Below are 21,068 nucleotides of genomic sequence, written 5' to 3'. Positions count from 1 at the left end.
AGTTGGAGCTTTAAAGGCTTCAACTAGAGGATAAGACACACTAAAAACTGAGGTTTTGAGCAAATTGAAAAGCAAATCAAGTCAGTAGTGATTTCGTACTAACTAGCTGACTTAATCGCACGTTCCCTAGGTTTTCAAGCAAACTTTGAAGATGTTCTAAACGATTGTGCTTTGTGTCCATGCGAGCGTCTCTCCGTAAACAACCAATAAATAGATAAACGTAACAAACTTTTCTCCCTTTTAACCATCGGGCTTAGAAAATGGTATGCAGTCTGCTCCTTGCTAAACAGGAAAATGCTAAACAGACAAAAAGAGCCCTTTGTTTCATTAAAATAATACCGATTTCCTCCTGTTATATTTCAATAAAAACGTGATGATTTGTCAGCCTTTTTCGGGCTAACGTCATTTTATGTAAAGAAAACAAGATATGTTTGGAAATGTAGTAGGTGGGTCGTTTTTTTCTGCCAAGTAGGCGATAATGAAAGTTACAGACTACTTTATTAGGAAATACTTCATGTCTTTTTTATTGAATAAACGCACACTTCTAGCTGGTTTAGTCGCTGCTTCTACCGTCGCACAGGCTCAGCCAGAAGAAGGCTTCACTGTTGCACCCAGTGTTGGCTATTACAACATGGACAATAACCGCAAGGTAGATAACACCGAGGCGGCATCATTAGGTCTTGGTTACCAATTCGGTAATCCATGGGCATTAGAGTTTGTTTATTTAAATGCAGACAGTGAAGCATCATCAAATGGCAGCGATATTGATGTCGATCAGTTCCGCCTAGACGCTCTATACCACTTGGCAGAACGCGGTAAGTTAGTTCCTTATCTAGCCGCTGGTGTTGGTACAACCGATTTCAGTCCAGGGTCGAACAATACGCTTCTCAATGCAGGTGGCGGTTTGAAATATGCCCTCAATGACATTGTGGATTTGCGCGCTGACTTCCGCCTTGTGAATGATATTGAAGATCATGAGTTTGATAACATCACAACACTGGGCCTACATTTTGTTTTCGGCAACCAACCAGAAACAACAAACGAGCCAGTAAAAGCAGTAGAAGAGCCAGTAAAAGCGATAGAAGAACCGGTTAAAGCCGTCTTTATGGATGCTGACAAAGATGGCATTGAAGACGCTAAAGATCAGTGTTCAAACACACCGGTAGGCGTATCTGTTGACATGCAAGGCTGTGCGCTTGATGACGATCAAGATGGTGTTGCTAACCACGTTGACGCTTGCCCTGGCTCTGAAGCCGGTGCCGAAGTGGATGCAACAGGGTGTTACGTTGTCCTAGAAAAAGCACAAACGATTCGCCTAGACGTGCAATTTGCAACAAACTCTACCGTTGTTGATCAGCAGTACTATGCCAACATTGAAGAAGTGGCAGCTTTCTTGAAAAAGTACCCAGAAACAACGATCGCCGTTGAAGGCCATACCGATAACACAGGCGCAGCCTCTTACAATCTAGCCCTATCTCAGAAGCGTGCTCAAGCAGTGGCAGACGTATTGGTCAATGAACTGAACGTTGATGCAAGCCGTGTTACTGCTGTTGGTTACGGTGAAGAAAGACCTTTATTTGCCAATGATACAGCCGCAAATCGCGAAGAAAACCGTCGCGTTGTCACTGTTGTTTCATCAAAATAATCTTGTCTTAAAATGAAAATGCCCGGTGGTGCGAACCATCGGGCATTTTTTATGCGTTTACTTTGTAAATGGAGCCCTTAGTCATACAGGTTTTCAGTCGCCAATAAGGCATTGACACCTTGGCCCGCCAAACGACCGGTCGCAAAACATGCTGTCAGTAGATACCCTCCCGTTGGAGCTTCCCAATCGAGCATTTCTCCAGCACAGAATACGCCAGGCAAAGACTTGAGCATGAGACGCTCATCCACACTGCCTTCACATACCCCACCTGCCGTTGAAATCACTTCATCGATTGGTTTGGTTTTGTAGAAATGAACAGGCACTGCTTTTAAGCACCTTGCTAAAGTTTCTGGTGTTTGAAAGGCGTTTTTCTCAAAGGCTTCATACAATAAAGCCGCTTTTACGCCGCTGATGTTTACCGTGCGCTTTAAATATTTACTAAACGATTCTTTTGGCTTGGTGTTACGAAGCTTTTGCGTGACGTGCTCTGCATTTTGCAAAGGCAACAAATCCACATTCAGAGTGGCTTGACCAGTCGCCTTAATGCGATCTCTTAGGTATTTGGAAAAAGCATAAATCAAGCTACCTTCCATACCATCTTCGGTCACAATGCACTCCCCTTGCTGAGTGGCAAGGCTGCCGCCTTCTCGCTTAAAAGAAAAAGCAATTCCCTTTAAAGGACTGCCTGCGAACTTGGATTGTAAGTGCTCACTCCAACGACTGTAAAACCCACAGTTGGCACTTTCTAATGGTGCAATGTCTACCCCTTGTTCTTCTAAAACAGGTAACCATGCTCCATCCGAACCCAGTTTCGGCCAGCTGGCACCGCCCATAGCGAGTACGACAGCGTCTGCGCGAGTAATAACGTCTTCACCAAGGTGATCAAAAGTGATGTCTGTCCCCATCAGTTGAGTCATCTTATGACGCATATGGAACTGCACACCCGACTCTCGCAGACGCGTTAACCAATGCCGTAACAAGGGCGCGGCTTTCATGTCTTTTGGAAACACACGACCCGATGAGCCAACGAACGTCTCCACACCCAATTCGTGAATCCAATCACACAACGCCGTTGCATTAAACTGACTCACGGCGCTGTTTAACCAAGAGGCTTTGTCGTAGTAACGCTGAATAAACGCGGGGTACTCTTCAGAATGGGTAATGTTCATCCCCCCCACACCCGCCAATAAAAACTTCCGACAAGCACTGGGCTTGGCATCATAGACATGCACCTGATGCCCTGCGGCACAAATCACCTCTGCCGCCATCAAACCGGCTGGGCCAGCGCCTACCACGACTACTTTTCTTTGCTTTTGCATTGATTCTTGCTTACTGATCAAGGTCATTTACATACTTAATTTTGGGGATTGTTTAAAAATTTTAACTTTATTAATAATATTGCGTAGAAACGATTAATAGGTGCATTCATTTTGCCAAGTCACACCTTGCGAAACGACTTTCGCAGGCACACCAGCAGCCACAGACCCCGCATCGATACTCTTCGTTAATGTGGAGTTGATTCCTACGATACAATCATTTCCAATAGTCACACCTTTTAAAACAGTGACACTGTCTGCCAGCCAAACACGGTCACCAATATAGATACTCTTTGCCTGATTTATGCGAGTACTGTCCTTTAAAATATCGTGACCATCACTGGTCATTACGTTCACGTTACGAGACAACATACAGCCAGAACCCAAAATTAATTCTGTTCCATCTTCACGAGAGGATAGGTAACATCCTTCACCGATCACACAATTCTCTCCAATAACAAGAGTACAATTATTTCCAAGAATTTCTATATTAACACCGCGCAAATTAGCACCACTTAGTATTTTCAACGTATTGTTTTTACCATTGATATTAATTTTACACTGTCGAATTCGGGTGTTTTGTGCAATGTCTATTTTATGCTCCTTTTTAATTTTGATTTTATTTCTTAAAGAAAACATATATTTTGTGAAAAACTTCATTGTCTATTACCCCCAAATTTCAGTTATACATTCACCAAAAAACGCTTTATTAAATGAACTTCAACGCTATAATTTAGCATCCAGCAATGGTCTACTTATTCAACAAGAACCAGTGATAATTAAGACTAAATAAAGTATTTGATATCAGGACAAGACAATGAAGCATCCATGGCTGAAAAGCATGAAGAATCTTTGGTTTGAACAAGGAGCATTCGTTACTAAAAAAGCGAGAAACTACATCACTTCAGACCTTTGTCCTAAAAAAGTGCGAAAAATCACTGTTATCCGACATGCTGCGCTAGGAGACCAAGTTATTTTGCGACCTTTTCTTGTAGAAGCCCGCCGCTTTTTCCCTAACGCCACTATTACACTTGTTGGTGTCTCACATTATCAATACGGCATGCCTTATGATTTAGTCGATCAGACACACATAATGCTCGGAAAGAGTAAAGATGTCTCCAGTGGTTTAAAGGCTAGGCTCGCCAATATAAAAGCACTCGGCGAGCAAGACATCATTTTTGACTTAGCCGGTACAAATCGCTCTTACTGGATGACATTTCTCACAAAAGCAAAACTAAAGGTTGGCTTTCCTTATCGTTCTTTGCATCGAGGAACACTTTATAATCTTTGCGTGTTGCGGTCTGACTTTCAAGCAGAAGTTGAGACCATGCTCGATATGTTAAGAGTACTTGGACACAACCCTCCCCGTCGATTGGACTTTGCCTACCCTGATAATCAGGACTTCTGCAACAAAAGTGCTCCTTTTATTCTTTACTTTAATGGTGCCTCTCAACTGCGTAAGGTACTGTCAAAAGAACAAATGCGTGACGTTATAGAAAAAAGTATTAAGGCACTGCCCAATGTTAGACACATCTATCTAGAAGGTAAAAATGACTTCGAAAAAGGTGACTATTTGGAATACTTGACCAAACAACACACCCATTTCACCATCCAACCCTGCTTGGAACTAGATAAATTGGTTCAACTTATAGCACAGTCATCGTTGTTAGTTGCACCTGACACGGGCGTGCGTAATATAGGCATTTCAACTCATACTCCCACCGTCGGTATTTTCTTTTCAACGGTTCCTTTTCGATACACACCACGTTACGAGGATCACTACATCGTCATGAGAGATGACGCCACAGTTCCATCTAGTGACGAAATCGTTGATACAATTAGACAGGCAATTCGATGTGGTAATCCTATTAAGATGTTGAACTAATAATAAGCCAACGCCTTAATTGCAATCACTTTTCTTTCTGGCTCTGCACACCCGCAGTAAGGGCCAGTCTCATGGCTTCTTCTACGCCAATGTCGAGTTCGGTCAAACGATCTTTGGCAATGTACAAGGTGATGCCGCCAATTTGATAACTGAGTGGCACATAGACGCCAACAAGATCTTGATCACCAAAGAGGCGTTGCCCAGTTTGTTCTCCGGTGACAAAGCCAATCACTTGCGCACCGTTCCACTCGATGGATACCACGCTTTTCATTTCTTTCTTTTCCGCCAGGTTAAACACCATCATCATGTCTTTGATCGCACCATAAATGGATTTAACCAACGGTATTTGCTCAAAAATATTATGGCTTAACTTAACCAAATAACGAATACCATAAAGATTGACCAAAAAACCAATCAAGACCAAGGCACCCAAACTGGCAATTAACCCCAACCCTGGGAAATACAAGGCGTCAGGAATTAGCCACAGCAAAAGAGGCTGTGCAATGGCTTCTCCAGTCGCCAGTAACCAAAAAATAAGGTACACAGTTAAACCAATAGGCAATACTGCAACCAGTCCTTTTAACAACAGTGCAATCAGTTTGTTCATCGGGTTCTATCCTAAAAAAGTGGCCACAGCATACCGCAAGCCGTATGCCGCTCCTATTATTCTGCACGTAAATACGCATTTCTGGCGTGATTTTTACCTTGCCTACCAGAAATTATTTTTCATCATGACGAGTTACCCAACCAAATCAGCTTATAATAAAAGAGCAAGCATCGCCCATTTAACGCATTCAGAGACGCCTTTTATGACCTCATTGATACGATGGATTTTACCACTCACTGTGTCGGCACTGATCGCCATTTTGGCTGGATGTCAATCCGAAACAGACCATCGCGCAATGGGCACATTAGAGCGAGAACGCTTTGTCATGACATCACCCATAACGGAGCGAATCCATACACTTTTGGTCGAAGAAGGACAGTTCGTCAACGCCGGCGATGTACTTCTGACGCTTGACGATCAAGCCAGTCTAGCCTTAATCACGCAACGCCAAGCCGAACAGGAATACGCCGTACAAACACTCAACAGCCTGCTTGCTGGCACACGTTTTGAACAATTGAACGCTGCGCAAGCCATTGTCGATGCTGCCAAAGCCAATTACCAAGAGGCCACGTTGAAATACCACCGCGCTGTCGAGTTATACCAGAAAAAAGCCGTTAGCAAAGCCGATTTAGACACCGCCGAAGCCTCTAAAGACGCCAGTGCCGCCAAGCTAGAAGAAAGCCAAGCCCGTTGGTTGGAGCTGAAAAATGGCGCTCTGCCCGAAGCCATCGCACAGGCGCAAGCGCAGTTGAACGCAGCCAAGGCCGTCTTAGCATGGCAACAAGTCAAACACGATGAATTAACATTACGTGCGCCTGTTTCAGGCATCATCGACACCTTACCGTGGCATACAGGGGAGCGCGTTACCGCCGGCACGCAAATACTTAGCTTACTGGCAGACACTTCGCCCTACGCACGGGTTTATGTGCCCGCCACCGCACGGGCCGCGTTGCACATCGGCGATGTGCTGGATGTTTGGGTAGAGGGTATCGACACTCCGTTTATCGGCACCGTCCGAAACGTACGATCTCAACCCGCTTTTACTCCCTTCTATGCTTTAAACGAACGTGATCGTGCACGTCTTATGTATCTTACTGACATTGAACTACAACACGCCGACGAGTTACCCACAGGCTTGGCCGTTGAAGTGCGTTTACCATGAGCAATGCTGGAAAATTCGCCATAGAAGCACAAGGCCTAACCAAAGCCTTTGGGGAACACATCGCTGTTAACGAGTTAAACTTTCGCATTCCCAAGGGATGTATTTACGGCTTTTTGGGGCCAAACGGCTGTGGCAAATCCACCACCATTCGTTTGATGACCGGTTTGCTCACGCCAACTTCAGGAGAAATCACCATACTAGGCCAAACACTCGCTGGCCATGAAGAAGCCATTAAACAAAAATTGGGGTATATGACACAAAAATTCTCGCTCTACGACTCGCTCACTGTCTTAGAAAACTTACGCTTCGTGGCGGCGATTTATGGCTTCACCGGCACTCGACGCACCCAACGCATCGACGAACTTTTGCATTTATACGACCTGAAGAATCAAGCAAAACAATACGCGGGGTCCATGAGCGGTGGTCAAAAACAACGCCTAGCGCTCGCTTGCGCCACACTGCACTCACCCGAGTTACTGTTTTTAGACGAACCTACGTCGGCGGTCGACCCCGAAAACCGCCGTGAATTTTGGGAACGCCTATTCGATTTATGCGACGCTGGCACCACCATCTTAGTCTCGACCCATTACATGGACGAAGCCGAACGCTGTCATGCACTCGCTATTTTAGAAGATGGCCACCTACGTGCTGATGGTTCGCCAGCAGAACTAATGAACGCCATGCCCGCTAATGTGGTTGAAATAGGAGGCGAACAATTACGGCAACTTAAGCAGGCCTTACTGCAACAGAGCGAGGTGTTATCTGCGGCACAAATTGGGGCGCACCTGCGTGTTTTGGTTAAAAAAACGCAAACTGATCCCCTGCGTTTCTTGGCGCTATTGTGTGCTGGTCGTCCGATGCAGCTCGCCCGACCCAGCCTCGAAGACGTGTTCGTTACTTGCACAGGAACTCGCCATGATGAGTAATGCTTTATGTTAAACGCAGGGGCAAGTTGGGGGCGCATTTTTGCGGTCATAATGAAAGAGATCAAGCAATTATCCCGTGACCGAATGACATTTGGGATGATTATCATGATTCCTCTCGTGCAACTCATGTTGTTTGGCTACGCCATCAATACGGATGCGCGCCACATTCCTGTTGGTTTGGTCGATTTGAGTCAAACGTCTGAGAGCCGTGCCCTTGTTCAAGCTGTCACAGCCACTCAATCGGTCGATTTTCACGCCGTCTACACGTCCCTTCACGACGCGGAAGCCGCGATGACACGAGGCGATGTTCGAGCCACTTTGTATTTGCCGCCCGATTTTAGCGCTCGACTTATTCAACACCCCCGCTATGGAACAAACCCAACCGCCAGCGCCTTAACTCAGCCCGTCGGTCAATGGATCGTTGATGGTTCCGACACCGTGATCGCCGCCGCCATTAAAGCCCTACGCACTATGCCACTAGACGAGGTTGCCAATCGCACCGTCAGCCAAACCATACCGACCTTTGAAGTCGTGCAATATTTCAATCCTGAACAGCGCACCGTAGTGAATATTGTCCCTGGACTATTGGCGGTGATCTTGACCATGACGATGATTCTGTTCACGGCTACCGCCATTGTGCGTGAACAAGAACAGGGCAATATGGAATTTTTGATCACCACGCCCATTCGTCCGATGGAGCTGATGATCGGCAAAATTGCGCCCTATGTGGTGGTGGGTATGCTGCAAATTATGATTATTCTTGGCGTGGGATACGGTGTCTTTTCTGTGCCGATTGCTGGAAGCTTAATGGTTCTTGGTATAGCGTCGTTGCTGTTCATTTTTGCCAGCTTAACCCTTGGTTTGGTGATTTCGACCATCGCCAAAACTCAGCTTCAAGCCATGCAGATCACCGTGTTTATTTTATTGCCTTCTATATTGCTTTCAGGTTTTATGTTCCCCTATGACGCCATGCCACAAGGCGCTCAATGGATCGCGGAAGGGTTGCCCGCCACGCATTTTATTCGCATGGCACGGGCGATTGTATTACGCGATGCCGACTTGTTAGACCTACAAGCCGATGCCCTTTGGCTAGGCTTGTTTACTGTGCTTGGGGTGATCATCGCAGCGCGGCGTTTTCATAAAACATTGGGGTAATTCCCCTGTTGATTTCAGGAGTCATACGTTGAATTACAAACGCCTAGAAACTTTTGTTTGGGTCGCCTCGCTGGGCAATTTCCGCAAAGCGGCTGAGCGACTTCACACCACGCAACCTGCGATTTCAGCGCGTATTTCTGGTCTGGAATCTGAATTAGGTGTGAAACTTTTTGAGCGCGAAGGTGGCTCTAGTCCCATCACTTTGACGTCAAAAGGCAAAGAACTCTTACCTTATATCGAGAAAATACTCTATCAAACCGAGCAATTACGAAAGCGGGCGGGGGTCTCTAATACCTATACGGGAGTGCTGCGTTTAGGCGTCTCTGAGACCATTGTAAACACCTGGCTGCCTGACTTTCTAACACGTCTGCATACTGACATGCCTAACCTAGATGTTGAAATGACGGTTGATATTACAACCAACTTGGCTCTTGGAATTAAGGATCGTACCTTAGATTTGGCCCTACTAATGGGCCCTATTCCCGAGCCAAATATTGTCAACCATGAGCTCTGTACCTTTGCCTTGTCTTGGGTTGCCAGCCCAAGATTAGCCTTACCCAATCGTCTTTTATATCTTGAAGAGCTCACCAAATGGCCCATTATCACCTATGCGCGTGCGACCAGCCCTTATATCGAAATCAATCAAAAATTCCGTGAGCTAGACGGGCCACCAGCGCATTTTTTTGCTTCTTCTTCCTTGGCAGCGTGTCGCAGTTTGGCCATTGATGCAGTGGGCATTTCGACTCTACCTAACGTCATGATTCGCAAAGAATTAGCCGCCGGTTCGCTGCAAACCATCCGCTCGGTCTGGACACCCAGTGACCTCACTTTTACTGCCTCTTATTCTGATGACCCCTTCAACCCACTTGCGGAAGTGGCCACCAATATTGCAGTCGCATCGGCGCAAGCCTACACAGACAATCAAGACGACCAGCTCGCTTGATAAAATAAATTGATCAAATCCCCCAAAAAAACACGATTAGACTTTTAAGGCAACCTCACTCTACTCTTAACAACGTACATTGTGTCAACAATAAGGATAAATGTAATGACGTCTGCTTTGTTACCGCTATTAGAACAAACCTATGCGTTGCGACAAGCCATTCGCCGCCGTTCGCATACTGGTGTAACAAGTGGTCTCGCCCAAGGCGCCATGCAGGGCAATGTGGTCATCTTGCCTGCGGATTGGGCCAATGAGTTTTTACTGTATTGCCAAAAGAACCCCGTTGCTTGCCCCTTAATCGGCGTATCGGAAGTGGGCGACTTTACCATGCCAGAGCTGGGCCACGACATCGACATGCGTCACGACGTGCCAGAATATTATGTTTACCGTGACGGTGAAAAAGTAGAAAGCCGCAGCGACATCGAAGCGCTATGGCAAGACGACATGGTGGTGTTTGTGTTGGGCTGTTCTTTCTCATTTGAACTTGCCCTGACGCAAGCCGGACTCACACAACGCAATATAGAAGAAGACGTCAACGTGTCCATGTTTGAAACCAATATCGCTACCGTGCCCGCTGGGCGTTTTTTCGGAAATACTGTGGTGACAATGCGTCCTTATGTAGCAAAAGATGCCATTCGAGCGATTCAAATCACCACACGTTTTCCCAAAGCGCATGGTGCACCCTTGCATTTCGGTACACCAGCAGACATTGGCATCGACGATCTAAATAAGCCAGACTATGGCGATGCGGTCACGATAAAAGACGGCGAAGTACCGGTATTTTGGGCGTGCGGCGTCACGCCTCAAGTCGCTATCCGTAACGCCAAACCGCCGATTTGCATCACCCATGCACCCGGTAAAATGCTCGTGACCGACTTACTCGATACCGATCTGTCGGTCATGTAATACACATTAAAACCAAAACAACAATATAACCCTTAAAGAGGAATGAACCATGTTAAAAATAACCAGCGCTCTACTGATTGGCGGACTTGCTTCCGGTGCCAGCTTTGCCGAAAAATGGCACATGCCCACCCCCTACGGTGACGGTAACCTGCAAACACAAATCGCTTACTCTTTTGCAAAAGAAATCAAAGACAACTCCAACGGTGAACTAGAAATCAACGTGCACTCCGGCGGCTCTTTGGTGAAACACACCGAAATCCCACGCTCTGTGAAAACTGGCCAAGTGCAAATGGGCGAAGTCTTTATGGGCATTTTAGGTAATGAAAACCCCATCTACAAACACGACAACATTCCTTTTTTGGCCACATCGTTTGACGAAGCCAAACAACTTTGGGAAGCGGCCAAACCTGACATCGCCAAAGCGCTCAACAAAGATGGCATGATGTTGCTTTACACCGTTGCTTGGCCAGCTCAGAGCCTTTACAGCAAAAACGCAGTGAACAGCTTGGCCGACCTTGAGGGTCAAAAAATGCGTGCCTACAGCCCAACCCAGTCTCGTCTTGCTGACTTGATGGACACCACGCCGATGACGATTCAAACGCCAGACATTCCTCAAGCGTTTAGCACCGGCATCATCCAAGCCATGATCACCTCGCCTTCTACTGGCGTAGACAGTCAAGCGTGGGATTATGTAAACCATTACACCGACGTAAAAGCGTGGATTCCAAAAAACATCGTCGTCGTGAATAAGCGTGCCTTCCGTCGTTTAGACAAAGACACTCAAACCATCATTCTGGACGCGGCGAAACACGCCGAAGCCGCGGGTTGGACTCAAATCGCCGAACGTGCCGCTAAAGACAAAGCTACCTTACTGAAAAACGGCATGATGGTGACCGATCCGTCCCCTACCTTGGTGGCCGAATTAAAAGCCATCGGCAAAACCATGACCGAAGAGTGGAAAGCCGAAGCGCCTAAAGACATCGGTGCTATTTTGTCTCGCTACGAAAACTAAGATACACAGCAACACATCTCAACTAGACGCTTCCCCCTGCAAACATGAAGGGGAAGCGCACTTTGTGATCCTCAAAAAGTGAACCCTATGAGCCCATTAAAAGAAAAAATGTATCAAGCATCGGGCTTATTAGCCGGCTTATGCATCGTCATTATTACCTTATTATTACTGGCACAAATTGTTGGTCGCATGGCGGGGTTCATTGTCCCATCAGCGGAAGATTTTGCCGGTTACGCTCTCGCTGCCTCGACGTTTCTTGGCTTAGCCTATACCTTTCGCGAAGGGGGCCACATTCGTGTCACCTTAGTGATCGAGCGCTTTTCACCTTTTCCAAGAAAAATCCAAGAAACCGTGATACTGCTACTTTCTTTTACTTTGCTTTGTTACCTATCTTACGCCTGCAGCTATATGGTGTATGAATCCTACATCTACGAAGAAGTGTCTTATGGGTATGTGCCTGTGCCTTTGTGGATCCCTCAAGTGCCGGTTGCTGTGGGTGTGATCGCACTCAACTTGGCCATTTTAGATGCCCTAATTATGGTACTAAAAGGCAAAAAGCCAACCTACAGTGAACAAGAAGACGCTCTGTCTTTGGAGGAAATCTAATGGATATGATGTGGGTGTCTATTATCCTCGCAATGACCATGCTGGCCATGCTGGCACTGGGCGTGTGGGTGTCATTTACGCTGATCGCCATTGGCGGTCTAGGCTTAATTCTTTCTGAAAATTACCAAGTGGATTTGCTCTTTGCAACGTCCAGTTGGGGCGCCAGTACCGCCTGGTCTTTAACCGCGTTGCCGTTGTTTATTTGGATGGGCGAAGTGTTATTTCGAACCCGCTTATCAGAAGATTTATTCAAAGGCTTGTCTCCTTGGCTGGGAGGCGTACCGGGCAAACTCTTACACGTAAACATTTTAAGCTGTGGCATTTTTGCCGCGGTTTCCGGTTCATCGGCCGCCACCGCCGCGACGATTGGCCGCATGACACTGCCTGAACTGCGTAAACAAGGCTACAGCGACCGTATGGCGATCGGCACCTTGGCCGGCTCCGGCACCTTGGGCTTGCTGATCCCACCGTCAATTATTTTGATCGTATACGGTGTGGCGGCAGAAGTGTCCATCGCACGTCTGTTTATTGCTGGCGCCTTACCAGGTTTATTGTTAGTAAGCTTATTTATGGGCTTCACCATGATCTGGGGTCATCTGCACAAAGACGAATTGCCCAAAAGCACCGGACACGAAACCAGCTGGTCAGCACGCATCAAGGGCTTGCGTAAACTTTTGCCTGTGGTCGGTTTAATTGGCTTTGTATTGGGGTCCATTTATGGCGGCATTACTACGCCAACCGAAGCCGCGGCCATCGGTGTCACGGGTGCCTTAATATTAGCGGCCTTAACCGGTTCACTCAGTCGTCACAGTTTTATGGACAGCTTACTCGGTGCGGTAAAAAGCTCCTGTATGATTGGTTTTATCTTGGTCGGGGCACACTTTCTGACCTTGGCAATGGGTTTTTTAGGCATTCCAAAAGCGCTCGCGGTGTGGATTGCGGGCATGTCATTGTCGCCAATGGAATTGATCTTATATCTCACCGTATTATTCGTCATATTGGGTTGTTTTTTAGATGGTATTTCTGTGGTCGTGCTGACCGTTGCCGTGGTATTGCCCATGGTCGAAGCGGCCAACATTGATTTGCTGTGGTTTGGTATTTTTATCGTCTTAGTGGTGGAAATGTCGCAAATAACTCCGCCGGTGGGCTTCAATCTCTTTGTCATACAGGCGCTAACAGGGAAAAATATTTTATACGTGGCCAAAGCCGCCTTGCCGTTCTTTTTATTGATCGGTGTGGCGATTTTGCTCATCAGCGTGTTCCCTGAAATCGTCACCTATTTACCGACCACCATGTCACAAAACTAAACGCTAAGCGGTTACCGGTAGCCACTTTTGAGAATACGCATAAGGAGTCAACAATGAAATTAAATTGCGATATGGGCGAAGCCTTCGGCGCGTGGAAAATGGGTCTAGACGATCAGATCATGCCGTTTGTTGATCAAGCTAACGTGGCTTGTGGCTTTCATGCCTCCGATCCGCTCACCATGGCAAAAACCGTCGCCTTAGCAAAACAACATAACGTCACCATTGGCGCGCACCCTGCGTACCCTGATTTGGTGGGCTTTGGCCGACGTAACATGGACATCGCCCCTGCTGAGCTCAAAGCCATTATTCAGTATCAAATTGGCGCGCTCAAAGGCATTTGTGAAAGTCAAAATACGCAGATCGACTATGTGAAACCCCACGGCGCCTTGTATAACACCATGATGGCGGATTTTTCCGTGCTCGACACCGTCATGCAGGCGGTCAGCGAACTCGACGCCACTCTCACTTTAATGGTGATGGCGGTGCCGGAAGCACCTGAAATCAACGCCATGGCGAAGAAATACGGCCTAACCATTTGGTTTGAGGCCTTCTCCGATCGCTTATACACAGACGAAGGCCGACTCATGCCACGCAAAGAGCCCAACGCGGTACACGCCAGTTTCGACTTAATCGAACAGCAAGTTGTGCAACTGTGCGAAAGCGGCACCCTGACCACCGCCTCAGGCAAGACTCTAGCCATTCATGCCGACACCATTTGTGTGCATGGCGATGGCGCTCACGCGCTGGAAGCCGTGACGCAGATTCGTCAGCTCGTCGATCGTTTAAACAGCCACGCCGGTGAGAAATAAACCATGAGTCAATGTGCCGCTCCAAGCATCGATATGGTCAGTAATCAAGCCTGCCTACTGACCTTCGGCCAGACGATTAATGAGTCTACCTCGAACCACATTGCCCAAATCACGCAAAGCCTGAAGCACCTTGAAGGCGTCGTGGATCTTGTGCCGTCTTACACCACGTTATTGGTGGTATTCGATGACGATTGCTACGATCGCTTCGCCATTGTTAAAGCAATTCGTCATGCCATTGCCACCATCGACCCTAACAAGTCGACGGTAGCAGACCAACGCGAGGTGGTGATTCCTGTGTATTATCACCAAGAAGTCGGCCCAGACATCGACGACGTGGCTCGCCATTGCCAGCTCAGCGCCGACGAGGTGATTCAGCGTCATCACAGCACGACCTACCGCGCCTATGCAATTGGCTTCACGCCAGGCTTTGCCTTTTTAGGCAATACACCGGATGAGCTGCATGTGTCGAGAAAATCCACGCCGCGCTTAAAGGTGCCGATTGGCAGTGTGGCCATTGCGGAAAACCAAACGGCGGTATACCCAAGCGTCACCCCTGGCGGCTGGCAAATCATTGGTCGTACGCCGATCAATTTAATCGACTGGGGCAGTGAAAATCTCGCCCTCATCGCCATGGGCGACTCGGTTCGCTTCGAGCCGATTTCCAAAGAGGAATTTTTGGCGTTAGGAGGTCAACTCGATGGCTTTTAAAGTAATCAAACCGGGCCTACTGGCACTACTACAAGACTTAGGCCGTCACGGTCATCAGTCTATTGGCCTCACCACTGGCGGCCCTATGGATGAAGTGGCGTTTCGCTGGGCAAACGCCCTATTGGACAATACTCCCAATGCCGCTCAAATAGAGATCACCTTTGGTATGCTGTCTTTAGAAGCCCAAGCGGACACCAGCATTGCCATTACTGGCGCCGATTTAGGGGCCACGCTCAATGGTAAAAGCATCATGCCTTGGCAAACGTACCCTATGCGAAAAGGTGACCTGCTCGCGTTTCATCAACCCATCTGGGGGCTAAGAGCGTATTTAGCGGTGAAAGGAGGCTTCTTATGCGAACCCATTTTAGGCAGCGTCGCCACCGTTCTGCGTGAAAAGATCGGCGGCCTAACAGGTAAAGGCGATAAGTTACAAAAAGGCGACGTGCTAACATACCCTACCGGGCTATCACATCAGCAAAGATCGGTGCCTCGTCGGGCGATTCCAAATTATGGCCTCAAGGAAATCGCCGTGATATTAGGTTATCAATATCAATCCTTTTCCCCCCTAGAGCGGGCGCATTTCTTCTCAAGTGACTATGGCATCTCATCAAACTCAGACCGTATGGGCTATCGTTTAGAAGGAAACGCGATTAACAGCGCCACAAAAGGCATTATTTCCGAAGGCATCGCTTATGGCGCCATTCAGATACCAAAAGACGGTCAACCCATTGTGCTGCTCCGAGACCGTCAAACCATCGGTGGCTACCCAAAAATAGGCTGTGTCACGCGTATCAGTGGCAGCATCTTGGCACAACAAAAACCGGGGGATGTGATTCAGTTCACGCCCATCACCGTGGATCAAGCGGAGCGCGAACGTTGCTTACACATGGCTCGACTGGCTCAGTGGCGCTAACCCGACAAGCAACGGATCAATCGACCCTATTCGATTAAGGGAAGCGACTCTGCTTTCCTTTTTTGTATGTGACCGTTAATCATCGCCACTGATAGATTTTAATAATCGAAACTTTAGTCATATACAATTTTCTAAATAATCGCCTGTCGTCTACTATAGCTCCTGTTGGTAACACACACTTAAACACAACTAGGAGAAACACCATGATCAACACACAAATCAAACCATTCAATGCAACGGCTTTTAAAAACGGCGAATTCGTCGACATTTCTGAAAAAGACGTACTAGGCAAATGGTCCATCTTCTTCTTCTACCCAGCTGACTTCACCTTTGTTTGCCCAACAGAGCTTGGCGATGTTGCAGACAACTACGCTGAGCTTCAGTCTCGTGGCGTTGAAGTATTCTCTGTTTCTACAGACACTCACTTCACTCACAAAGCATGGCACGCAAGCTCTGAAACCATCGGTAAAATCCAGTACTACATGGTAGGCGACCAGTCTGGCAACATCACTAACAACTTCGGTGTAATGCGTGAAGGTCAAGGTCTGGCTGATCGTGCAACTTTCTTGATCGATCCAGAAGGTACGATCCAAGCAATGGAAATCACTGCTGAAGGCATTGGCCGTGACGCGCAAGATCTTCTTCGCAAAGTGAAAGCAGCACAATACGTTGCCGCTCACCCAGGTGAAGTTTGCCCAGCGAAATGGAAAGAAGGCGAAGAAACATTGACACCTTCTCTAGACCTAGTTGGCAAAATCTAAGCTGACTGTTCTGATCCCTTCCACGGTTTAAGTGGAAGGGAAACGTAAAAGGGAGTAGATCCCCTACTCCTCTTTTACATCGACATCACAGTACATCACTCAATCAGAAAGCGGGTTTACATCATGTTAGAAGCAAACATCAAACAACAGTTGGGCACATACCTACAAAATATCGTTAATCCGATTGAAATTACTGTGTCCACGAACAAAACAGCAAAATCAGACGAATTACTCAGCTTGGCTCGTGAAATCACCGAGTTAAAAAGCGACAAAATTACCTTATCAGTCGACGAAAACGCGACCGGTCGTGCGCCACAAATGGCCATTGGTCCGGTAGGGCAAGCGCCTCGTGTACGTTTTGCTGGTATCCCGATGGGCCACGAGTTTACTTCTCTTGTACTGGCTTTATTACAGGCCGGCGGTCACCCATCAAAAGTTGCTCAAGAGATGCAAGAGCAAATTAAAACCCTAAGCAACGAATTGAATTTTGAGGTGTACATTTCCCTCTCATGCCACAACTGCCCAGACGTGGTACAAGCGGTTAACCTAATGGCCGTGCTAAACCCTAACATTACCGCCACCATGATCGACGGCGCTTTATTCCAAGACGAAGTGGAACAACGTGAAATCATGGCGGTGCCCTCCGTTTACCTAAACGGCGAGTTGTTCGGCCAAGGCCGTATGACACTAGATGAAATTCTAAACAAGGTTGACACCAGCGCGGCCGACAAACAAGCCGCGAGTTTAGCGGAAAAAGCCCCCTACGATGTACTTGTCGTTGGTGGTGGTCCTGCAGGTGCCGCAGCAGCGATTTACTCAGCGCGTAAAGGCATTCGTACCGGCGTAGTGGCAGAGCGTTTTGGTGGCCAAGTGGCTGATACCATGGCAATCGAGAACTTTATCTCGGTGAAAGCAACAGACGGCCCTAAATTGGTCGCTGGTCTTGAGCAACACGTTTTAGATTACGATGTTGACCTGATGAAGATGCAAAAAGCGGTACGCCTAGAGAAAAAAGAGCTTATCGAAGTCGAGCTTGAGAATGGCGCTATTTTGAAAAGCAAGTCGGTTATTTTAGCAACCGGTGCCCGCTGGAGAGAAATGAACGTGCCTGGTGAAGCCGAGTACCGTAACAAGGGCGTTGCTTACTGCCCACACTGTGACGGCCCTATTTTCAAAGGCAAAAAAACGGCGGTTATTGGCGGTGGTAACTCAGGCATCGAAGCCGCGATTGATTTAGCAGGGATCGTGGAACACGTTACCGTATTGGAATTTGGCGATACATTACGTGCCGATGATGTCTTGGTGAAAAAAGCGAACTCTTTACCCAACGTGACCATTATTAAAAATGCGATGACGACCGAAGTACTCGGTGATGGCCAAAAAGTGGTGGGATTGCAATACACAGATCGCACCACCAACGATTCTCACACGCTCAACGTGGCGGGTATCTTTGTGCAAATCGGTTTGGTGCCTAACAGTGAATTCTTAAAAGACACACTGGAATTGACCCAGCGCGGCGAAGTTATCGTCAATGCTCATGGTGAAACGTCCGTCCCTGGCGTATTCGCAGCAGGCGACGTCACCACAGCACCCTACAAACAGATCATTATTTCTATGGGGGGTGGCGCAAACGCGGCTCTTGGTGCATTTGACTATTTAATCCGTCAATAAACCAACCTTGATTTGTCACTGACACAATCAGTGATTTAAAACCGTCTTCAGAGTGTCTGAAGGCGGTTTTTTTGTTGAAGTAACATCTTTTTTATTGAAGCAGCATGAGTACACCCAAACTATCCAAGAGGTCAATCAATGATTGCGCTAGACAAAAATGGACCTAAAAAGACACAAGAAACACCGCCGATATAAAGTCTGTGCTTAATGCCTGTTGACATATGTATCAATTTGACTAAATTAGCATGTTATAACATATCGAAATAAGCAAAGGCGCATTCACGATGATTAATCGTTACCACTATTTCCTCATGGCCATATTACTGGTCCTATCTGGCACACTCTCTGCCTCCGAAGACAAAAGCAAACCTTCCGTATTTGTGAGTATTTTGCCACAAAAAGGCTGGGTCGAAGCCTTAGCCGGCGATTGGGTGGAGGTTACTGTCATGGTGCCACCAGGACAAAATCCAGCCATTTATGAGCTTAGCCCGCAAAGGATGACTCAACTGAGTCAATCGTCGTTGTATTTCAGTATCGGGGTTCCTTTTGAAGAAAGCTGGCTGCCAAGAATGAAGGAAGCCAGTCCTAAAGTCCGCTTTATTGATTCCGTTGCAGGCATCGAGCGCCAGCCCATCGCCAACCATCTTGCCGCCATACCGCTTGATCAACTGCCCCCACCAGAACGTCGCGACAGACATGTTTGGCTCAGTCCTACATTGGTCAAACCTCTGCTTGCCAATATAAAAACCGCCTTAGTTGAGTTTTTGCCAGAAAAAGCGCCGTTCATTGAAGCAAACTATCAATCTTACTTACGCGATCTCGACGCTGTTCAGGCGGAAATGCAAGCCAATCTAAAACCCGTCGCAGGGCACAGCTTTATGGTTTTTCATCCTGCATGGGGGTATTTGGCTGCTGACTTCCATTTACGCCAAATTCCCATCGAAAAAGATGGTAAAGAGCCTTCCCCTCGACAATTAACAGAACTGGTCGCTTTGGGCCAACGAGAAAATGTTCAGGTGATCTTTGTTCAAAAACAGCTTAATCAAGATGCCGCGCGCTCTATTGCCGACGCGTTGGATGCCGAGATTATCCATTTAGACCCATTGGCAGAAGATTTCTTAGCCAACATGCTCTCCATTTCCAAAGTATTGGCAGAGAAGCTTTAATGAAAGGCCCAATAATTGAGATGCAAGCAATGCACTTTGGGTACCCGCAAAGTGAAGCCGTGTTTGAAGGCATAAACTTCGCTGTTTTTGAAGGCGATTTTTTAGCATTAATCGGCCCTAATGGGGGCGGTAAAACCACATTGCTCAAGTTAATGCTGGGGTTACTAACCCCTAGTAAAGGGCAAATCACGGTGTTTAATAACACGCTCAGCAGCGCCAACCCTAAACTCGGTTATGTCCCTCAATTCGCCAGCCATATTCAGGACTTTCCTTTGACTGTTTGGCAATTCGTTTCTCAAGGACGCTTAAACTCTGGTCGCCATAATTTTTGGTTAACCAGGACGGATAAAAAGCAGATACAACACGCTTTAAAAGCAACCAATACGGAACACTTTGCAAAACGTTCTCTAACGCAATTATCCGGCGGGCAAAAACAACGCGTACTGATCGCACGCGCCTTAGCATCCGAGCCACAGGTTCTTTTGCTTGATGAACCCACAGCCCATCTTGATACCTCTTCTAGTTTAAAAATCTTTGATTTATTAACAGAATTAAACCAACACACAACCTTGGTCTTGGTTTCCCATGATATGGAGCTGGTTAACCGTTATGCCAATAAAGTGGTGAATGTGAATCATGGTTTAAGCTGGCAACCGTCAAAAAATATGAATAACCTTGAGGCGAATCATCAATGAATTTTTTTCAGGCGCTTTGGGAGTTTCAATTTTTACAACTCGTCGCGATTGCCGGTTTGATCGCCGCCGTTAGCAGTGGTGTGATTGGCTGCTTGGTGGTAGTGAAACGCATTGCTTTTATGGCAGGGGGTATCGCCCATGCGGTACTGGGCGGTATGGGCATTGCTCACTATCTGGATAAACCTCCGTTAATGGGTGCCTTTGTCTCAGCTATATTAGCGGCGTTATTGATTGGCTGGGCACAGATAAAATGTAAGCGTCAGAGCATCACCACCTAGATGCGTTTGATATTCCATGGCAGCAGATCATCAAGACTTTCGTTGGTCTGTCGTTTTGGCAGCTCTTCGAAGAGTGTTACTAAGTAATCATACGGGATTAGCCCATTGGCTTTAGCGGTTTCGATGATGCTGTACAGTATCGCACTGGATCGTGCACCATTACCTGTGTTAGCAAACAACCAGTTTTTACGTCCGATGACGAAGGGTTTGATGGCTCTTTCAGCTCGGTTGTTGTCGATGTTGATTTGCCCATCTTTAAGATAAACCGTGAGTTTCTCCCATTGATTCAGATTGTATTGAATCGCTTTTCCAAGCAAGGATTTAGGAGGAACTTGAAGGGCCGACTTCTCTAACCAGGCTTTGTACGTCGCTAATATAGCAGGGGCTTTTTCTTGCCGGATCTGGAAGGCTTTTTCTTCTGTCTCCTCTTGTTTGGCTAACGCTTCAACGGCGTACAGCTTCTTAATATAGCTGATGGCCATGGTTGCTTTGCCCGATTTCCCTTTGGGCATGCTCTTTTCTGCTTCTATAAACTTTCGACGTGCGTGTGACCAGCAACCGGCAAGCGTTGCCTTCGTGGACTCATAAGCTGAGTAA

The 21,068-nt window shown here is 47.2% G+C and carries 22 protein-coding genes; 18 read left to right on the top strand and 4 right to left on the bottom strand.

Going from position 1 to position 21,068, the window contains the following annotated elements; genetic code table 11:
* The first annotated feature begins 514 nt into the window (after nt 1–514).
* Complete coding sequence (locus LG368_RS14035) at nt 515–1,645, top strand: OmpA family protein (RefSeq protein ID WP_226755348.1); 1,131 nt, start codon at nt 515–517, stop codon at nt 1,643–1,645.
* 77 nt (nt 1,646–1,722) lie between these two features.
* Here the strand turns inward: LG368_RS14035 and LG368_RS14030 are convergent, their stop codons facing one another.
* Nucleotides 1,723–2,964, bottom strand: a complete 1,242-nt coding sequence (locus tag LG368_RS14030; protein WP_226755347.1) for a TIGR03862 family flavoprotein — start codon at nt 2,962–2,964, stop codon at nt 1,723–1,725.
* 93 nt (nt 2,965–3,057) lie between these two features.
* Nucleotides 3,058–3,621, bottom strand: coding sequence for an acyltransferase (locus tag LG368_RS14025; protein WP_226755346.1), 564 nt, complete (start codon nt 3,619–3,621; stop codon nt 3,058–3,060).
* A gap of 157 nt (nt 3,622–3,778) precedes the next feature.
* Here LG368_RS14025 and LG368_RS14020 point away from each other — a divergent pair, with 157 nt between their 5' ends.
* The gene (locus tag LG368_RS14020; protein ID WP_226755345.1) at nt 3,779–4,846 is read left to right on the top strand and encodes a glycosyltransferase family 9 protein; all 1,068 of its coding nucleotides are present in this window, start codon (nt 3,779–3,781) and stop codon (nt 4,844–4,846) included.
* Between the two features lie 25 nt (nt 4,847–4,871).
* Here LG368_RS14020 and LG368_RS14015 read toward each other — a convergent pair whose 3' ends face one another.
* Nucleotides 4,872–5,453, bottom strand: coding sequence for a DUF502 domain-containing protein (locus LG368_RS14015; RefSeq protein WP_226755344.1), 582 nt, complete (start codon nt 5,451–5,453; stop codon nt 4,872–4,874).
* A gap of 202 nt (nt 5,454–5,655) precedes the next feature.
* On the opposite strand from LG368_RS14015, the gene LG368_RS14010 reads away from it, so the two are divergent.
* The 16 genes from LG368_RS14010 (at nt 5,656) to LG368_RS13935 (ending at nt 20,471) form a co-directional block, all read left to right on the top strand.
* A complete protein-coding gene (locus tag LG368_RS14010; RefSeq protein WP_226755343.1) occupies nt 5,656–6,615 on the top strand; it encodes an HlyD family secretion protein in 960 nt (319 codons plus the stop codon).
* Entirely contained in the window at nt 6,612–7,541 is a 930-nt protein-coding gene (locus tag LG368_RS14005; protein ID WP_226755342.1) for an ABC transporter ATP-binding protein, read from the top strand. The genes LG368_RS14010 and LG368_RS14005 overlap by 4 nt, the downstream gene beginning before the upstream one ends.
* A gap of 6 nt (nt 7,542–7,547) precedes the next feature.
* Nucleotides 7,548–8,696 (top strand): ABC transporter permease, encoded by a 1,149-nt coding sequence (locus tag LG368_RS14000; protein WP_226755341.1) that lies wholly within the window; start codon nt 7,548–7,550, stop codon nt 8,694–8,696.
* Between the two features lie 28 nt (nt 8,697–8,724).
* Nucleotides 8,725–9,639, top strand: coding sequence for a LysR family transcriptional regulator (locus tag LG368_RS13995; protein ID WP_226755340.1), 915 nt, complete (start codon nt 8,725–8,727; stop codon nt 9,637–9,639).
* A gap of 105 nt (nt 9,640–9,744) precedes the next feature.
* The gene (locus LG368_RS13990) at nt 9,745–10,545 is read left to right on the top strand and encodes a putative hydro-lyase (protein WP_226755339.1); all 801 of its coding nucleotides are present in this window, start codon (nt 9,745–9,747) and stop codon (nt 10,543–10,545) included.
* Between the two features lie 49 nt (nt 10,546–10,594).
* Nucleotides 10,595–11,557: a TRAP transporter substrate-binding protein gene (locus LG368_RS13985; RefSeq protein WP_226755338.1), complete on the top strand. Its 963-nt coding sequence runs from the start codon at nt 10,595–10,597 to the stop codon at nt 11,555–11,557.
* An 87-nt stretch (nt 11,558–11,644) separates the two neighbouring features.
* A complete protein-coding gene (locus tag LG368_RS13980) occupies nt 11,645–12,163 on the top strand; it encodes a TRAP transporter small permease (RefSeq protein ID WP_226755337.1) in 519 nt (172 codons plus the stop codon).
* Nucleotides 12,163–13,470, top strand: coding sequence for a TRAP transporter large permease (locus LG368_RS13975; protein WP_226755336.1), 1,308 nt, complete (start codon nt 12,163–12,165; stop codon nt 13,468–13,470). The genes LG368_RS13980 and LG368_RS13975 overlap by 1 nt, the downstream gene beginning before the upstream one ends.
* 53 nt (nt 13,471–13,523) lie before the next feature.
* The gene (locus tag LG368_RS13970) at nt 13,524–14,279 is read left to right on the top strand and encodes a 5-oxoprolinase subunit PxpA (RefSeq protein WP_226755335.1); all 756 of its coding nucleotides are present in this window, start codon (nt 13,524–13,526) and stop codon (nt 14,277–14,279) included.
* 3 nt (nt 14,280–14,282) lie between these two features.
* Nucleotides 14,283–14,987 (top strand): 5-oxoprolinase subunit PxpB, encoded by a 705-nt coding sequence (pxpB, locus tag LG368_RS13965; protein ID WP_226755334.1) that lies wholly within the window; start codon nt 14,283–14,285, stop codon nt 14,985–14,987.
* Nucleotides 14,977–15,900, top strand: a complete 924-nt coding sequence (locus LG368_RS13960; protein WP_226755333.1) for a 5-oxoprolinase subunit C family protein — start codon at nt 14,977–14,979, stop codon at nt 15,898–15,900. The genes pxpB and LG368_RS13960 overlap by 11 nt, the downstream gene beginning before the upstream one ends.
* A gap of 203 nt (nt 15,901–16,103) precedes the next feature.
* Nucleotides 16,104–16,661: an alkyl hydroperoxide reductase subunit C gene (ahpC, locus tag LG368_RS13955; protein WP_211536170.1), complete on the top strand. Its 558-nt coding sequence runs from the start codon at nt 16,104–16,106 to the stop codon at nt 16,659–16,661.
* 123 nt (nt 16,662–16,784) lie between these two features.
* Nucleotides 16,785–18,332, top strand: a complete 1,548-nt coding sequence (ahpF, locus tag LG368_RS13950) for an alkyl hydroperoxide reductase subunit F (RefSeq protein ID WP_226755332.1) — start codon at nt 16,785–16,787, stop codon at nt 18,330–18,332.
* Between the two features lie 284 nt (nt 18,333–18,616).
* Complete coding sequence (locus tag LG368_RS13945; protein WP_226755331.1) at nt 18,617–19,498, top strand: metal ABC transporter solute-binding protein, Zn/Mn family; 882 nt, start codon at nt 18,617–18,619, stop codon at nt 19,496–19,498.
* Nucleotides 19,498–20,193: a metal ABC transporter ATP-binding protein gene (locus LG368_RS13940; protein ID WP_226755330.1), complete on the top strand. Its 696-nt coding sequence runs from the start codon at nt 19,498–19,500 to the stop codon at nt 20,191–20,193. The genes LG368_RS13945 and LG368_RS13940 overlap by 1 nt, the downstream gene beginning before the upstream one ends.
* Complete coding sequence (locus tag LG368_RS13935) at nt 20,190–20,471, top strand: metal ABC transporter permease (RefSeq protein WP_226755329.1); 282 nt, start codon at nt 20,190–20,192, stop codon at nt 20,469–20,471. Before LG368_RS13940 ends, LG368_RS13935 begins: the two co-directional genes overlap by 4 nt.
* Here the strand turns inward: LG368_RS13935 and tnpC are convergent.
* Nucleotides 20,468–21,068, bottom strand: a 601-nt coding sequence (tnpC, locus tag LG368_RS13930) for an IS66 family transposase (protein WP_226755328.1), incomplete at its 5' end; no start/stop codon positions are given. The genes LG368_RS13935 and tnpC overlap by 4 nt on opposite strands.

It is taken from the genome of Marinomonas algarum (assembly GCF_020532605.1).
Taxonomy (GTDB): Bacteria; Pseudomonadota; Gammaproteobacteria; order Pseudomonadales; family Marinomonadaceae; genus Marinomonas; species Marinomonas algarum.
Note: the sequence above shows the minus strand (reverse complement) of the source record. Positions and strands in the feature narration are given on the sequence as shown.

What these genes read in the sequence shown, in the direction of transcription:
- LG368_RS14035 (WP_226755348.1), top strand. Translation starts at nt 515, where the DNA reads ATGTCTTTTTTATTGAATAAACGCACACTTCTAGCTGGTTTAGTCGCT.
- LG368_RS14030 (WP_226755347.1), bottom strand. Translation starts at nt 2,964, where the DNA reads ATGCAAAAGCAAAGAAAAGTAGTCGTGGTAGGCGCTGGCCCAGCCGGT.
- LG368_RS14025 (WP_226755346.1), bottom strand. Translation starts at nt 3,621, where the DNA reads ATGAAGTTTTTCACAAAATATATGTTTTCTTTAAGAAATAAAATCAAA.
- LG368_RS14020 (WP_226755345.1), top strand. Translation starts at nt 3,779, where the DNA reads ATGAAGCATCCATGGCTGAAAAGCATGAAGAATCTTTGGTTTGAACAA.
- LG368_RS14015 (WP_226755344.1), bottom strand. Translation starts at nt 5,453, where the DNA reads ATGAACAAACTGATTGCACTGTTGTTAAAAGGACTGGTTGCAGTATTG.
- LG368_RS14010 (WP_226755343.1), top strand. Translation starts at nt 5,656, where the DNA reads ATGACCTCATTGATACGATGGATTTTACCACTCACTGTGTCGGCACTG.
- LG368_RS14005 (WP_226755342.1), top strand. Translation starts at nt 6,612, where the DNA reads ATGAGCAATGCTGGAAAATTCGCCATAGAAGCACAAGGCCTAACCAAA.
- LG368_RS14000 (WP_226755341.1), top strand. Translation starts at nt 7,548, where the DNA reads ATGTTAAACGCAGGGGCAAGTTGGGGGCGCATTTTTGCGGTCATAATG.
- LG368_RS13990 (WP_226755339.1), top strand. Translation starts at nt 9,745, where the DNA reads ATGACGTCTGCTTTGTTACCGCTATTAGAACAAACCTATGCGTTGCGA.
- LG368_RS13985 (WP_226755338.1), top strand. Translation starts at nt 10,595, where the DNA reads ATGTTAAAAATAACCAGCGCTCTACTGATTGGCGGACTTGCTTCCGGT.
- LG368_RS13980 (WP_226755337.1), top strand. Translation starts at nt 11,645, where the DNA reads ATGAGCCCATTAAAAGAAAAAATGTATCAAGCATCGGGCTTATTAGCC.
- LG368_RS13975 (WP_226755336.1), top strand. Translation starts at nt 12,163, where the DNA reads ATGGATATGATGTGGGTGTCTATTATCCTCGCAATGACCATGCTGGCC.
- LG368_RS13970 (WP_226755335.1), top strand. Translation starts at nt 13,524, where the DNA reads ATGAAATTAAATTGCGATATGGGCGAAGCCTTCGGCGCGTGGAAAATG.
- pxpB (WP_226755334.1), top strand. Translation starts at nt 14,283, where the DNA reads ATGAGTCAATGTGCCGCTCCAAGCATCGATATGGTCAGTAATCAAGCC.
- LG368_RS13960 (WP_226755333.1), top strand. Translation starts at nt 14,977, where the DNA reads ATGGCTTTTAAAGTAATCAAACCGGGCCTACTGGCACTACTACAAGAC.
- ahpC (WP_211536170.1), top strand. Translation starts at nt 16,104, where the DNA reads ATGATCAACACACAAATCAAACCATTCAATGCAACGGCTTTTAAAAAC.
- ahpF (WP_226755332.1), top strand. Translation starts at nt 16,785, where the DNA reads ATGTTAGAAGCAAACATCAAACAACAGTTGGGCACATACCTACAAAAT.
- LG368_RS13945 (WP_226755331.1), top strand. Translation starts at nt 18,617, where the DNA reads ATGATTAATCGTTACCACTATTTCCTCATGGCCATATTACTGGTCCTA.
- LG368_RS13940 (WP_226755330.1), top strand. Translation starts at nt 19,498, where the DNA reads ATGAAAGGCCCAATAATTGAGATGCAAGCAATGCACTTTGGGTACCCG.
- LG368_RS13935 (WP_226755329.1), top strand. Translation starts at nt 20,190, where the DNA reads ATGAATTTTTTTCAGGCGCTTTGGGAGTTTCAATTTTTACAACTCGTC.